At 72.9% G+C, this 12,831-nt stretch carries 13 protein-coding genes; 9 read left to right on the top strand and 4 right to left on the bottom strand.

Going from position 1 to position 12,831, the window contains the following annotated elements:
• Window positions 1–149: 149 nt before the first annotated feature.
• Together ACFWP3_RS40210 and ACFWP3_RS40205 are read right to left on the bottom strand one after the other, a co-directional pair.
• On the bottom strand, window positions 150–2,063 hold the full coding sequence (locus tag ACFWP3_RS40210; protein ID WP_384231584.1) for an AAA family ATPase: 1,914 nt from the start codon (window positions 2,061–2,063) through the stop codon (window positions 150–152).
• Window positions 2,064–2,408: 345 nt separating this feature from the next.
• On the bottom strand, window positions 2,409–3,032 hold the full coding sequence (locus ACFWP3_RS40205) for a uridine kinase (RefSeq protein WP_384231582.1): 624 nt from the start codon (window positions 3,030–3,032) through the stop codon (window positions 2,409–2,411).
• Between the two features lie 121 nt (window positions 3,033–3,153).
• Between ACFWP3_RS40205 and ACFWP3_RS40200 the strand changes: the two genes are divergently transcribed.
• From ACFWP3_RS40200 to ACFWP3_RS40170, 7 genes are all read left to right on the top strand, one after another.
• The gene (locus tag ACFWP3_RS40200) at window positions 3,154–4,515 is read left to right on the top strand and encodes a peptidase C39 family protein (protein WP_384231580.1); all 1,362 of its coding nucleotides are present in this window, start codon (window positions 3,154–3,156) and stop codon (window positions 4,513–4,515) included.
• Window positions 4,516–4,601: 86 nt separating this feature from the next.
• Window positions 4,602–5,033, top strand: coding sequence for an SPW repeat protein (locus tag ACFWP3_RS40195; RefSeq protein WP_384231578.1), 432 nt, complete (start codon window positions 4,602–4,604; stop codon window positions 5,031–5,033).
• Window positions 5,034–5,174: 141 nt separating this feature from the next.
• On the top strand, window positions 5,175–5,327 hold the full coding sequence (locus ACFWP3_RS40190; RefSeq protein WP_384231576.1) for an SCO1431 family membrane protein: 153 nt from the start codon (window positions 5,175–5,177) through the stop codon (window positions 5,325–5,327).
• 178 nt (window positions 5,328–5,505) lie between these two features.
• Complete coding sequence (locus ACFWP3_RS40185; RefSeq protein ID WP_384231574.1) at window positions 5,506–5,895, top strand: GntR family transcriptional regulator; 390 nt, start codon at window positions 5,506–5,508, stop codon at window positions 5,893–5,895.
• A complete protein-coding gene (locus ACFWP3_RS40180) occupies window positions 5,892–6,818 on the top strand; it encodes an ABC transporter ATP-binding protein (RefSeq protein WP_384231572.1) in 927 nt (308 codons plus the stop codon). Before ACFWP3_RS40185 ends, ACFWP3_RS40180 begins: the two co-directional genes overlap by 4 nt.
• Complete coding sequence (locus ACFWP3_RS40175; RefSeq protein WP_384231570.1) at window positions 6,815–7,900, top strand: transporter; 1,086 nt, start codon at window positions 6,815–6,817, stop codon at window positions 7,898–7,900. The genes ACFWP3_RS40180 and ACFWP3_RS40175 overlap by 4 nt, the downstream gene beginning before the upstream one ends.
• A gap of 31 nt (window positions 7,901–7,931) precedes the next feature.
• Window positions 7,932–8,708: a class I SAM-dependent methyltransferase gene (locus ACFWP3_RS40170; RefSeq protein WP_384231568.1), complete on the top strand. Its 777-nt coding sequence runs from the start codon at window positions 7,932–7,934 to the stop codon at window positions 8,706–8,708.
• A 48-nt stretch (window positions 8,709–8,756) separates the two neighbouring features.
• Here the strand turns inward: ACFWP3_RS40170 and ACFWP3_RS40165 are convergent, their stop codons facing one another.
• Both ACFWP3_RS40165 and ACFWP3_RS40160 read right to left on the bottom strand, forming a co-directional pair.
• Window positions 8,757–9,746 carry a DUF6114 domain-containing protein gene (locus ACFWP3_RS40165; protein ID WP_384231565.1) on the bottom strand — a complete coding sequence of 330 codons (990 nt, stop codon included), beginning with the start codon at window positions 9,744–9,746 and terminating at the stop codon, window positions 8,757–8,759.
• Entirely contained in the window at window positions 9,737–10,054 is a 318-nt protein-coding gene (locus ACFWP3_RS40160; RefSeq protein ID WP_384231563.1) for a DUF6230 family protein, read from the bottom strand. Before ACFWP3_RS40160 ends, ACFWP3_RS40165 begins: the two co-directional genes overlap by 10 nt.
• 253 nt (window positions 10,055–10,307) lie before the next feature.
• On the opposite strand from ACFWP3_RS40160, the gene ACFWP3_RS40155 reads away from it, so the two are divergent.
• Together ACFWP3_RS40155 and ACFWP3_RS40150 are read left to right on the top strand one after the other, a co-directional pair.
• Window positions 10,308–11,003, top strand: coding sequence for a TetR/AcrR family transcriptional regulator (locus tag ACFWP3_RS40155; RefSeq protein WP_384231561.1), 696 nt, complete (start codon window positions 10,308–10,310; stop codon window positions 11,001–11,003).
• 148 nt (window positions 11,004–11,151) lie between these two features.
• Window positions 11,152–12,324: an acyl-CoA dehydrogenase family protein gene (locus ACFWP3_RS40150; RefSeq protein ID WP_384231558.1), complete on the top strand. Its 1,173-nt coding sequence runs from the start codon at window positions 11,152–11,154 to the stop codon at window positions 12,322–12,324.
• The last annotated feature ends 507 nt before the right edge of the window (window positions 12,325–12,831 follow it).

Raw genomic sequence — 12,831 nt, 5'->3', positions numbered from 1 at the left:
GCCCAAGTACGTCCAGTACTCGGGCGCCCCTCCGCCTTGCGATGCACGGCGCCAGACGACGCGGGCTTAACCGGCAAGATCCGAAAGAGACGGCCTAGCCCTGCCTGTGCTCCGCCCGGACCCCGGTCCGGGCGGAGCACCCGCGGCGCTCACAGCGGCGGCGGCTCCGGCCGCTCCTGCGGGCCGCGGCCCGACAGGACCTCCCCGTACGCCTGCATCAGGTCCGGCAGCCGCAGCGTCGCGAGGTCGTCCCGCGACGGGTCACCCGCGAAGCCCGCCAGCCGCAGGTCCCGGTACGCGCAGCTCTTCTCGTACAGCGTCCGCAGGAACCGCCCGTTCCCGAGCTCGTCGATCCAGCCCTGCTCCACCACGTGCCCGCTGATGCTGCGCAGCTCCTCCAGCGCCTCCTCGTCCCACCGGTCCCCGTTCGCGTCCGCCAGCACCCCGCCGATCGCGGTCAGCTCCAGCGGCCGGTAGCTGGGGAAGTCCACCCGGGACGTGAAACGCGAGGACAGCCCCGGATTGGCCGACAGCAGCCGGTCCATCCCGGCCGGATAGCCCGCCAGGATCACCACCAGGTGGTCCCTGTTGTCCTCGGCCCGCTTCAGCAGCACCTGGAGGGCCTCGTCGCCGTACGCGTCGCCCTTGCTGTAACCCGAGTTGGACAGCGAGTACGCCTCGTCCACGAACAGCACCCCGCCGATCGCGGAATCGATCAGCTCGTTCGCCTTCACGGCGGTCTGCCCGAGGAACTCGCCCACCAGGTCCGCCCGTTGCGCCTCCACCAGATGGTCGCCGCCCAGCAGCCCCAGCGCGTAGAACACCCGCCCCAGGATCCGGGCCACCGTCGTCTTGCCCGTACCCGACGGCCCCGAGAAGACGAAGTGCCGCTTCGGCGGCTGCACCGGCAGCCCCTGCCCGGCCCGCAGCCGCGCCATGTGCAGCTGCGCAGACAGCGCCTTCACCTGCCGCTTCACCGGCTCCAGGCCCACCATCCGCTCCAGCTCCGCCAGCGCCTCGGCCAGCGCCTCCGGATCGGCCGGCCCCGCCGGCAGGCCCGCGAAGGCGCCCTGCGGGGGCACGGACACCTTGCGCCGCACGCCCTCCGCCCGGCCCGCGGGCGGCGGAGCCGCACCCAGCGGATCGGCCTCCGCCTGGCCGTCCGCGGCGATGTCCTGGACGGGCCCGCCCCCGCCCAGCGCCACCGCCGCGAAGCCCCCGCCGGCCGGCGGCGGACCGTGCCCGCCGTAGCCCCCGAAGCCGGAGTACCCCGCCATCCCGGCCATGCCGTCGGTGTCGTCGCCGTCCTCGATCGCCGTCAGCCGGGCCGCCGTGTCCATGAACGCCGGGTCCACCCGGTGCACCGCCCGGTACAGCGGCAGCGCCGCCGCGCTGCGCCCGGTGCCCTCGTGGGCCCGCGCCAGCCAGTACCGCAGCTCCTTGCGCTGCGGCTGCTCGCTGCGGCACCGCATCAGCGCTGCCGACAGGATCGGCTCCGCCTGCCCGTACATCTCCAGCCGCACCCGCGCCATCCCGCCGAACAGCCCCGCCTCGATGCCCAGCAGCGGATCGTCCACCAGCGGCTCGGTGTGCCGCACCAACTGCTCCCAGTCCTTGACCAGATAGGCCCGGCACGCGTGCAGGAACCGCACCTGCGGATCGGCGTCCACCGGGGGCAGAGCGGCGAGCGCCTGGTCCAGCTCGGGCACGTGCCGGCCGTCCAGCCAGTGCGAGGCGTGGGCCAGCAGCAGGTCCCGCCGGCTCTCCAGCACCGGCTGCACCCACCAGCCCAGCCAGTACCAGGAGTTCAGCGTCCGCCGGTGCCGGGTCCGCTGCTCACCGAAGCGGTCCCGGTGCGCGTACATGCGCAGTAACGCGTCGGTGGTGTCAACCCGCAGCGCGTGCAGACCCAGCCAGGCGTCGGCCATCGTGGGATCGAGTCGTACGGCCGCCCGGAACTCCTCCTCGGCCTGCGGATAGGCGCCCATCGTGCAGGCGTCGACCCCGCGCAGCCAGGCGAGTTCGGCCGGGGCGTGCGTGCTGCCCGGCGTGCCGAAATCCATCACGTCCCCCACAAGCCTGCCCCCGTGGTGCGCGGCAACCCCCGCTTCGAGTGCGCGAGTTGCCCTTGCGCCGATGAAATCAGGGCTGCATCGTACCTGCGGTTTCGCACCTTACGTAGGGTGCGAGGAGGCGGGTTGGGGGGTGTGTCCCGGGAGCTTCCGGTGACTCAGGGTGAAGGTCCGGGGTGGCCGGAGACAGGACGAAGCCCCCGATCACGGGGGAACAATCGGGGGCTTCGTGTGTGCGGCGGCCGCTAAGAGCCCCGCATTGAGAACGTAAGGCCGGTGCGGGCCCCGGGTCAAGCAGGTCGGTGGAGCCCCGGCGGAGCGGAATTCCGCGACGGCTCAGGCCCGGGGGAGTCCGTCACCCTCGGTGACGGAAGCGGGGGTTCGGGCGGTCCCACCCGCCCCGGAAGACCACTCGTATCCCGTACCACTCTGGCGCACCAGAGTGTCCGCGAAGGGGCGCGAAGGGTCGTCCGAGAAGTGCGCGAGCTCCGCGCGCTCCCATCCGTCCCAGAAATCGGAAAGTTCACGCCCGTCCCGGTTTCGCCCCCGCCCCCAGGACCGCGCGCGCGGCATCTCCATCCACAGCAGCCGCGCCAGATGCGGGCGCAGCGCCCGCCGCCCGGCCCCCACCCCCTCGACGAGCAGCACCGGCGCCGGCTCCAGCACCCGCTCCGCACCGAAGCGGCGCTCCACCCAGTCGTACGGCGACCAGTGCGCGGGCCGTCCGGCGCCCAGCGGCTCCAGCACCTGCGCCCGCAGCCGCTCCTGCCAGCCGAACAGCTCCTCGTGCGTGGCCACGTCGTCCAGGTGCAGCACCGGAGCCCCGCCCAGGGCCAGCGCCAGCCGCTCGGCGAAGGTGCTCTTCCCGGAGCCGGCGTGCCCGTCGATCCCGACGACCCGTACCGGACCGAGCGACGGGGGCAGCGCGGAAAGCTCCCGCGCGAGGGACTCGAGTGACATCTGCGGCTCCACCCGACCAGCGTAGACAGGCCCGACACGGCGCGCGGCTTCGGCCCGCGACCACCGGGAACTGGAAGGGTGAAGCCAGCCAAGCACCGACCCACCCTGGGGGAACCCCGCGATGACCGCACCCACACCGCGCAGGGCCGTACTCGTCGCAGCTCTCGCGGTCGCCACCGCCGCCACGGCCGCCGGCGTCTGCGGCGGCAGCGCCTCCGCGTCCGTACCCTCCGCCCCCCGGGGCCCGGGCCGGACCGTCGACAACCGGTTCTGGTTCTCGTACGCCCACTGGCTGGCCGGCCGGCACCAGGGCACCACCGCCGTCGCCGGCGCCCGCCCGGGCCTGGAGATCGGGACCCCGGCCGGCGGGACCGAGTACGCCGACCCGCACACCGGCCGGAAGGGCGTCTGGGAGTACGCCACCTGGACCTCCCCCGTCCACCGCTCGGCCGTCCCCGCCACGGAGGCCGTCGCCTCCTGGAACGCCCGCACCCCCGCGGGCACCTGGATCCAGACCGAACTGCGGGCCGGCTACGACGACGGCACCACCACCCCCTGGTACGTCATGGGCCGGTGGGCCTCCGGGGAGGGCGACATCCGCCGCACCTCCGTGGACGGCCAGACCGACGGCCGGTCCACCGTCTGGACCGACACCCTGGCCGTCGACGCCCCGGCCGGCGGCCCGCGCCTCACCGACTGGCAGCTGCGCCTGACCCTGTACCGCAGGCCCGGCGCCGACCGGGGGCCCACCGTGTGGCTGGCCGGCGCGATGGTCTCCGCCATCCCCGACCGGTTCACCGTCCCCGCCTCCGCCCCCTCCGGCCGGGCCCACGAGCTGAAGGTCCCGCGCTACTCCCAGGAGGTCCACAAGGGGCGCTACCCCGAGTACGACAACGGGGGAGAGGCCTGGTGCAGCCCCACCTCCTCCCAGATGGTCATCGAGTTCTGGGGCCACAAGACCCCCGCCGCCTCCACGTCCTGGGTCGATCCGCGCTACTCCGACCCGCAGGTCTGCCACGCGGCCCGCTCCACCTACGACGCCGCCTACAAGGGCTGCGGCAACTGGCCCTTCAACGCCGCGTACGCCGCCACCCACCCCGGGCTCGCCGGAATCGTCACCCGCCTCGGCTCGCTCGCCGACCTGGAGACCCTGGTCCGGGCCGGGATCCCGGCCATCACCTCCCAGTCCTTCCGCGCCGAGGAGCTCACCGGCGCCGGCTACGGCACCGCGGGCCACCTGATGACCGTCACCGGGTTCACGGCCGCCGGGGACGTCGTCGTCAACGACCCGCACGCGCCCGACAACCCGTCCGTGCGCCGCGTCTACCGGCGCCGCGAGTTCGAGACGGTGTGGCTGCGCACCAAGCGCCGCAACGCGGCCGGCAAGACCGTCTCGGGCGCGGGCGGGGTCTGCTACCTCTACGCGCCGGTCCTGCCGGACCCGGCCCGGATCGCGGCCCTGAGGGCGGTCGGAGTGCTGTGAATTCCGCTTTTGACCTGGCGGCTGGATAGGCGGAACATTATGGGGTAAATGGCACATAAAGGCTTCTCAAGGAGAGGCGGCCAGCCATGACCACCCAATCAAGCATCGAGCACCACCCTGACCTCGCCGAGATGCGCACGCGCTTCGAGCGGGTGACCAGCACCCCCGCGGCCCAAGCCGTGGAGGCATTGGCGCTGGTCGCCGGCCTGTACCTGGCGGCATCCCCGTGGATCGCCGGGTTCAGCACCCTCACCCCGCTGGCCATCAACAACCTGATCGCCGGCCTGGCGTTCTGCCTGTGCATGGGCGGTCTGGGTTCTGCCTACGAGCGCACCCACGCCATGGCGTGGACCGCGGTCGCCCTCGGTGCATGGACGATCATCGCCCCGTGGGCCATCGCAGGCGAGATGGACACGACCCGCACGGTCGTCAGCAACGTCATCGCCGGCGCCGTCGCCCTGTGCCTCGGCCTCGCGATGGCGGCGATGGCAGGCCGCAAGCGGGAGACGCGCGTCTGACCGGCTCTCCGCAGGGGTCCTCACGGCCGGGCCCCGGCCGCACCGGCACCTCCGGGCGGCCGGGGCCCGGCGGCGTGACGCGCGCCACCAGTGACCATCGTCTCTACCGCGAACGCCGCAAACGCTGGCACATTGGACACCATGACAGCCAACAGCGCCGCAGCCGAAGCCCCCGCCCGCAACCTCGTCCGCACCGGCGGGCCCAAGGACGGCTCCTCCTGGCTGGAGCACGTGCTCGGCTGGACGCTCGTCGTGGTGGTGGCCATGTTCGTCACCCAGGTCGGCTGGCTGTAACCCTCCCCGCCGCAGCACCCGCAGTACCTGCCGCACCCGCACTGCCCGCAGCACCCCGCGCGCCCGTCACGTTCCTCGTGACGGGCGTTTTCGCGTCTCCGGACGGCGGGCCTGTTTGACGACAGTGGATCATGCCTGCACTATTCCACTAATCAGATAGTGGAATGAGGTGAAGGGCATGGAATTCCGGGTCGACCGGCGCAGCGGCGTCGCCACCTACCTACAGCTCGTCACCCAGGTCAAACAGGCGCTGCGACTCGGCGTACTGGAACCCGGCGACCGGCTGCCCACGGCCAGGGAGGTGGTCGAGGCCACCGCGATCAACCCGAACACCGTGCTCAAGGCGTACCGGGAACTCGAGCGCGAAGGCCTCGTCGAACCGCGCCCCGGCGCGGGCACCTTCGTACGGCGCTCCCTCTCCCGCCCCGAGGCGGCAGCCGACTCCCCGCTGCGCCTCGAACTGTCGGCCTGGATGGCCCGGGCGCGCGAGGCGGGCCTGGACCGCGAGGACATCACGGCGCTGATCACGGCCACCGTGGACGCAACCTTCAGAGAGGACACCACGTGAGCGATCCGACCGTCGCCACCGCACTGCGGGCGACACGGCTCGGCAGGGCGTTCCGGGGCCGCAGCGCCCTGAGCGAGTGCGACATCGAGCTGCCCGCCGGACGCGTCACCGCACTCGTCGGCCCCAACGGAGCCGGCAAGAGCACCCTGCTCCAGCTCGCCGCCGGCCTGCTCGGCCCCACCACCGGGCGGATACGGGTCTTCGGCCACGCCCCCGGCTCCCGCGAAGCCCGCGCACGCACGGCCTTCCTGGCCCAGGAGAAGCCGCTCCACCCGAGGTTCACCGTCGCGGACACCCTGCGACTGGGCCGCGAGCTCAACCGCGGCTGGGACCAGGCCCTCGCCGAACGCCTCGTACGGGCCGGAGGCATCCCCCTCACCGCCCGCGTCGGCTCCCTCTCCGGCGGAAACCGGACCCGCGTGGCCCTCGCGCTCGCGGTGGGCAAACGCGCCGAACTCCTCCTCCTCGACGAGCCCCTCGCCGACCTCGACCCGGTCGCCCGGCACGAGGTCACGGCCCTGCTCATGACCGAGGCGGCCGAGCGCGGCGTCACCATCGTCATGTCCTCCCACGTCCTGGCCGAGCTGGAGGACGTCTGCGACCACGTCCTGCTCCTCAAGGACGGCGCCGTACGCCTCGCCGGCGACGCCCAGGAACTCCGCACGGCGCACACCCGGCTCACCGGCCGCGCCGACCCCATCGAAACCGACGGCCTGCCCCACGCCTTCGACCGGACCACCGTCGTCCACGCCGTCACCGCCGGACGCCAGGTCACCGCCCTCGTCCGCGGCCCGGCAGCCGGGACCGCGGCCGCGGCCGCCGCGGACGAGGACCGCTGGATCCGCGAAACCCCCTCCCTGGAGGACCTGTTGCTCGCCCACCTGCGCGCCCCGCGCGCCGACCGTACGGAGGCAGCCGCATGAGGGGCGTCCTGTGGCTGGCCTGGCGCCAGCAGCGAGCGATGATCATCACCGGCACCGTGCTGCTCGCGGCCCTCACGGCCTGGGCCGCGTACCTGCGCTCCGAGCTGATGGAGCTGATCGACGAGTACGGCTTCGTCCCCTGCAAGGGCTGGAACGGCGGCTGCGAGAGCCTCGGCAGCTTCCTGGTCCTGGACGCCAGCACCGAACCGATCAGAGCCCTCGGCACCCTCGGACTCGCCCTCCCCGTCCTCATCGGAGTGTTCTGGGGCGCCCCGCTGCTGGGCCGCGAGCTGGAGAGCGGCACCTTCAAGCTCGCGCTCACCCAGGGCGTCAGCGGCCACCGCTGGTTCGCCGCCCGCTTCGGCCTCGCCGCGGTCTTCGCCGTGCTCGCCTCGGGCACCGTCGCCGCCCTCGTCGCCTGGTGGTGGGCGCCCGTGTCCAACACCCTGGACGGCCTCTACTGGTACGACGCGTACATATACAACGCGACCGGCCCCGCCCCCGTCGCCTGCGCCCTGTTCGGCCTCGCGGCCGGTACGGCGGCCGGCCTGCTCGTCCGCCGCACCCTGCCCGCCATGGCCGTGACCTTCGCCGCGATCGGCGCGGTCGGCGTGCTCACCCGGCTCCTGCGGGGCGGCTGGATCGCCCCGGAGACCCGGATCACCCCGGGCATGACCCCCAAGCAGCCGGTCGGCAGCGCCTGGTCCACGGGCCGGTTCGGCTACCTCACGCCCGACGGGCGCGAGTACGACATCAACACCCCCGTCTGCCAGACCTCCGGTGAGGAGCTCAGGCAGTGCATGGACGAGCACGGCTTCGTCGCCCGCTACCACAAGGTCTACCCCAGCAGCGAGTTCTGGACCTTCCAGTGGATCGACACCGCGCTCTACCTCGGCCTCGCCGCCGTCCTGGTGGCCCTGGTCCTGTACGTCCTGCGCCGCCCCGCCGCAATGGCCCGCGCCGCCGCCACGGCGGACAGCGCGACTACTACCACCGCCGCGACCACGACCGCGACGACGACCACGACCGCGACGACGACCACGACCGCGACCGCGACGACCGGAACGACCGCCGGCGTCTGACTCCCGCCACACCACCCACAGGGGACCCCTCATGGCCACGAAGAAGAACCTTCAAGCCGACCGCGCCAGCGTCACCCACAAGGTCCGCTACGCGCTGAGCAACCCGACCCGCATCGCCCCCTACGTCCGCCGCGCCGCCCGGGACGCCTGGCTGCGCCACAAGCACCCCGACCACGTCTCGTACTACCGGGCCGTCATGGCCTCCGACACCGGCCGCAACCCCGAGGCCGCCGTCGGCAGCCAGACCCACGACCGCTGGCTGGCCCTGGGCAAGATGCAGTTCGACTACCTGAAGGAGCACGGCCTCGCGCCCGCGCACCGCATGCTCGACATCGGCTGCGGCAACCTGCGGGCCGGCTGGCGCTTCATCGAGCACCTCGACCCCGGCCACTACTACGGCATCGACATCTCGCCGGACATCCTCATCTCCGCGAAGGAGACGCTGACCAGACAGCGTCTGCAGGACAAGCTGCCGCACCTGACCATCACCCGGGACCTCACGCTGGACTTCCTGCCCGACCGCCACTTCGACGTGGTGCACGCCCACAGCGTCTTCTCCCACTCCCCGCTCAACATCATCGACGAGTGCCTGGGGCACGTGGAGCGCGTACTGGCCCCGGGCGGCTGGTTCGACTTCACCTTCGACCGCACCGAGGGCGCCGAGCACCAGGTCCTGCGCGAGGACTTCTACTACCGCACCGAGACCCTGGTGGACCTCGCCGCTCGACACGGCCTCAAGGCCCGCTTCATGGACGACTGGGAGCGGCTCGGGCACGGTCAGTCCAAGATCCGCGTCACGGTGGGCTGACCGCACCGGGGGGCGGCGGGCCCGCCGGGATCACGGGCCCGCCGGGGATCAGGAGGCCTCCAGGCGCAGTCCCTCGGTGACGATCACATCGGAGGTGACGAGCGCCTGCTCGGCCGTGACCCGGGTCATGAACACGAACGGCGGGATCACCGGCGGAGCGGGCAGTCCGTCGGGGCTGAAGGTGACGCACAGCAGTCCCTCGATGCAGCCGCTGAACCTCGTCAGGTACAAGGTGACATCGCCGCGCAGGTCCAGGGAGGCGGCGGCGAGCCCGTACTCCTCCCGCCCGTCTCGCGTGCGCAGCCGGTAGTCGCGCAGCGAGGCCGCGTGCATCCGGAGCACCAGCACCTTGAGCGGCCCGTCCGCCGTCGGCACGTGCGTGACCCCGGCGAACGCGAAGCCCTGGGGTGCGAACAGCGAGGTGGTGACGGTCGGGGGAGTCCGCGCGGCCATCGGCGGCCCCGCGGCGGGCACGGCCTTCGCCTGACCCGTCAGGGGCCCGCCGGCCGTCAGCGCCGCCAGCAGCACCACGGGCAGTACGACGGCCCGCACCCGCGGACCGGCGCCGTCCGGCCTCGTGACGTACGGACTCCCGTCGTCCGCCCCTCCGTCTTCGTAGTCTCCGCCGTCTCCGTCGTCCAGCGGGGTCCAGGCGAAGGCCAGCGCGCTCCCGGCGATGCCGAGCAGCATCCCGACCAGGAACCCGCCGAGATTGGTCGCCACGAACGAGAGCACCGACAGCAGCAGGGCGTGCAGCGACACGTACGCCCGGGCCTGCGGCAGGAACCACAGGAACAGCCCCGCCAGGACCAGCGCGACGCCGATCCCGATGGCGGCGATCCCGCCGAGGCCCAGGCTCACCAGCACGGTCAGCGGGGAGAGCGGGACCAGCAGCAGCTCGGTCCCGCCCAGCACCAGCAGCAGCCCGCCCCAGAACGGCCGGGTCCGGCGCCAGGCTCGCAGCCGGCGCCGGTGCTCCGGCAGCGGAAGCCGCCGCTCGAGCCACCCGCTGGGCGCGCCCGGCAGCCCTAGAAGCACTTCGCGCCGTCCAGGCCGACGCTCAGCCTCAGACCCTTGAGCCTGAAATCGCCGCCGGTCGCCGACCAGGCGCGGGAGCGCACCCCCACCACCTCGATGTCCCCGGCCTGGAGCCCGAACTTGCCCGGTTCGCCCTTGACCCCGCTCACCTGGTCCAGGGTCGAGGCGTCCCGGCCGATCTGCGCCGTGCCGAAGGTGGCGTCGCCCTGGAGGTCCTCGCCGTCGATCACCAGGTTGCTCGCCGTGACCTCCCCGGCCGGGCCCCCGGCGATCAGCTTGAACACCACCGTGCCGAGCGGGGTCTGCACCTCGGCGGCGCGCCGACGACGGCGACCGCGGGGACGGCGACCAGCGCCGCCTTCCTCCAGCGGACCCGGCCCTCACGGGGCCGTCGCGCGGCCGTGCCCGTACCAGTGCCCGTACCCGTGCCGTCGTCCTCGGTGCTGCGGTTGCGATGGCCCATGAGGGTGCCTCCCGTACGTCGTCCAGTGCGCAGGGGAAGTGCTGCCAGGGGCTGCCATACTTCAGCCATCCGGTGGCAGTTCGAGGCTAGGGCCGAATTTGAATAATAGTCAACAGCGGGGTACGACCGGGCGTTCGCAGGTCCGCAGGGCCGAACTCATAGCGACCGGGCGCAAGTTGTTCGCCGACACCCCGTACGACGCCCTGTCCATGGACGACATCGCCAAGCAGGCCGGCGTCGCCAAGGGACTGATCTACTACTACTTCAAGAGCAAGCGCGGCTATTACCTCGCCATCGTCGAGGACTCCGTCGCCGAGCTCGTCGCCCGCGCCGGCGGCGACACCGGCCTCCCGGCCGCCGAACGGGTCCGGCGCACCATCGACGGCTACCTGTACTACGCCGAGCACCACCGGGCCGCCTACCGCACCATCGTCACCGGCGGCGTCGGCTCCGACGCCGAGGTACTGGCCATCCGCGACGCCGTCCGCGAGGAACTCGTCGCCACCATCGCCGAAGGCGCGTACGGACACCGCACCGTCCCGCCCATCGCCCGGCTCGCACTCGTGGGCTGGCTCTCCTCCGTCGAGGGGATCACCCTGGAATGGACCGGAGCCCTCGGCGCGGGCGCCGCCGGCCAGCCCGACCGGACCCGGCTCGGGGCGCTCCTCGTGCGCCAGCTGCGCACCACCCTGGACGTGATCGAGGAGTTCGTCCCGGAGTGCCCCGCTCCGCCCGCTCCGGGGGAAGCGGCCGGACAGCGAGATGATCTTGCACCGGTGACGGGAAGCCCCTGATCGGGCATACTCAACCCGCCGCAGCCGCTGAGCAGCCCCTTCCGTGATCCGGGAGGGCAACATCGGCTGTGAGAGCACAGAGAACCGGCGGCGCGTCCCACACCTCACGCGTCGCCGCCGTGCCCCGACCAGGGAGGAGAGCGCCGCCATGACAGACCGCGCCCCGCAGACGGTGGACCGTCAGCTGCCCACCGAGGAGTCCCGGGACCTCCTCGCCCTCGTGCGCGAGATCGCCCAGCGGGAGATCCGCCCCCGGGCCGCAGAGGAGGAGGACGCCGGGAGCTTCCCGCGCGAGGTCTTCACCCTGCTCTCCGAGGCGGGCCTGCTGGGCCTCCCGTACGCCGGAGAGTTCGGCGGCGGCGAGCAGCCGTACGAGGTCTACCTCCAGGTCCTGGAGGAGCTGGCCGCGGCCCGCCTGACCGTCGGCCTCGGCGTCAGCGTGCACTCCCTCGCCTGCCACGGGCTGGCCGGCTACGGCACCAAGGAGCAGCAGACCGCCCACCTGCCCGGAATGCTCGGCGGCGGCCTGCTCGGCGCGTACTGCCTCTCCGAGCCGGCCTCGGGCTCCGACGCGGCCTCGCTGACCACCAAGGCGGTGCGCGACGGCGACGACTGGATCATCACCGGCACCAAGGCGTGGATCACCCACGGCGGAGTCGCCGACTTCTACACCGTCCTGGCCCGCACCGGCGTCGAGGGACCCAAGGGCATCACCGCCTTCCTGGTCCCCGGGGACGCGGCGGGCCTGACCGCGGCCGTGCCCGAGAAGAAGATGGGCATGAAGGGCTCGCCCACCGCCCAGCTGCACTTCGACGGCGTACGGGTGCCCGACGCCCGCCGCATCGGCGAGGAGGGCCAGGGCTTCACCATCGCCCTGGCGGCACTGGACGCCGGGCGCCTGGGCATCGCCGCGTGCGCCATCGGCGTCGCCCAGGCGGCGCTGGACGAGGCCGTGACGTACGCGCTGGACCGCAAGCAGTTCGGGCACCCGATCGCGGACTTCCAGGGGCTGCGCTTCATGCTGGCCGACATGGCCACGAAGATCGAGGCGGGCCGCGCGCTCTACCTCGCGGCGGCACGGCTGCGGGACGCGGGCAAGCCGTTCTCGCGGCAGGCGGCCATGGCCAAGCTGTTCTGCACGGACGCGGCGATGGCGGTCACCACGGACGCGGTCCAGGTCCTCGGCGGCTACGGCTACACCGCGGACTTCCCGGTCGAGCGGCTGATGCGCGAGGCGAAGGTGCTCCAGATCGTCGAGGGCACGAACCAGATCCAGCGCATGGTGATCGCCCGCCACCTCGCGGGGCCGGAGACGCGCTAGGGGGGTGGGGGCGGGCCGGCTGCGGGGGGTGGGTCGGCCACCGTTGGCGTGCCGGCTGTCGGCTGCCGGCTGCCGGGGGCGGGTCAGTTCCCGAAGAGGGGACCGTTCGGCCAGATGGGAGAGGCGGTGATCCGGGACCACTCCGGGTCGCGCCGCCCCGGCACGGTCCGTCCGTCCTCGCTCCAGCGGGCGACCAGCGCACTGTAGATGGGCGGGTCGGGAAACCGCTGCCGGGCCCCGGCTCCCTGCTGAACCGATTCTTCGTAACCGGGCGCCACCTGCCGCCGTCGGCGACCCGTCCGTGGCGTGGAAGTCTCAACCGTGGTCATGCAGGGGCAACGCGCCAATCCACCGACGGGTAATCGCCACCCGGGCCCGGGGATCCGTTCGAGGGGTACCCGGGGGGTTGGGGGCTGGGCTTCGGGTACTGCGGGGCCTGATTCCGGCTGATGCTGATCAGGGAGGGTTTGGGGGTTTCCCGCCCGTCCTACTGTCCTTCCGGGTCGG

The sequence above is a fragment of the Streptomyces sp. NPDC058525 genome, assembly GCF_042719495.1.
GTDB lineage: Bacteria > Actinomycetota > Actinomycetes > Streptomycetales > Streptomycetaceae > Streptomyces.
This window is presented reverse-complemented; position numbering and strand designations above follow the sequence as displayed.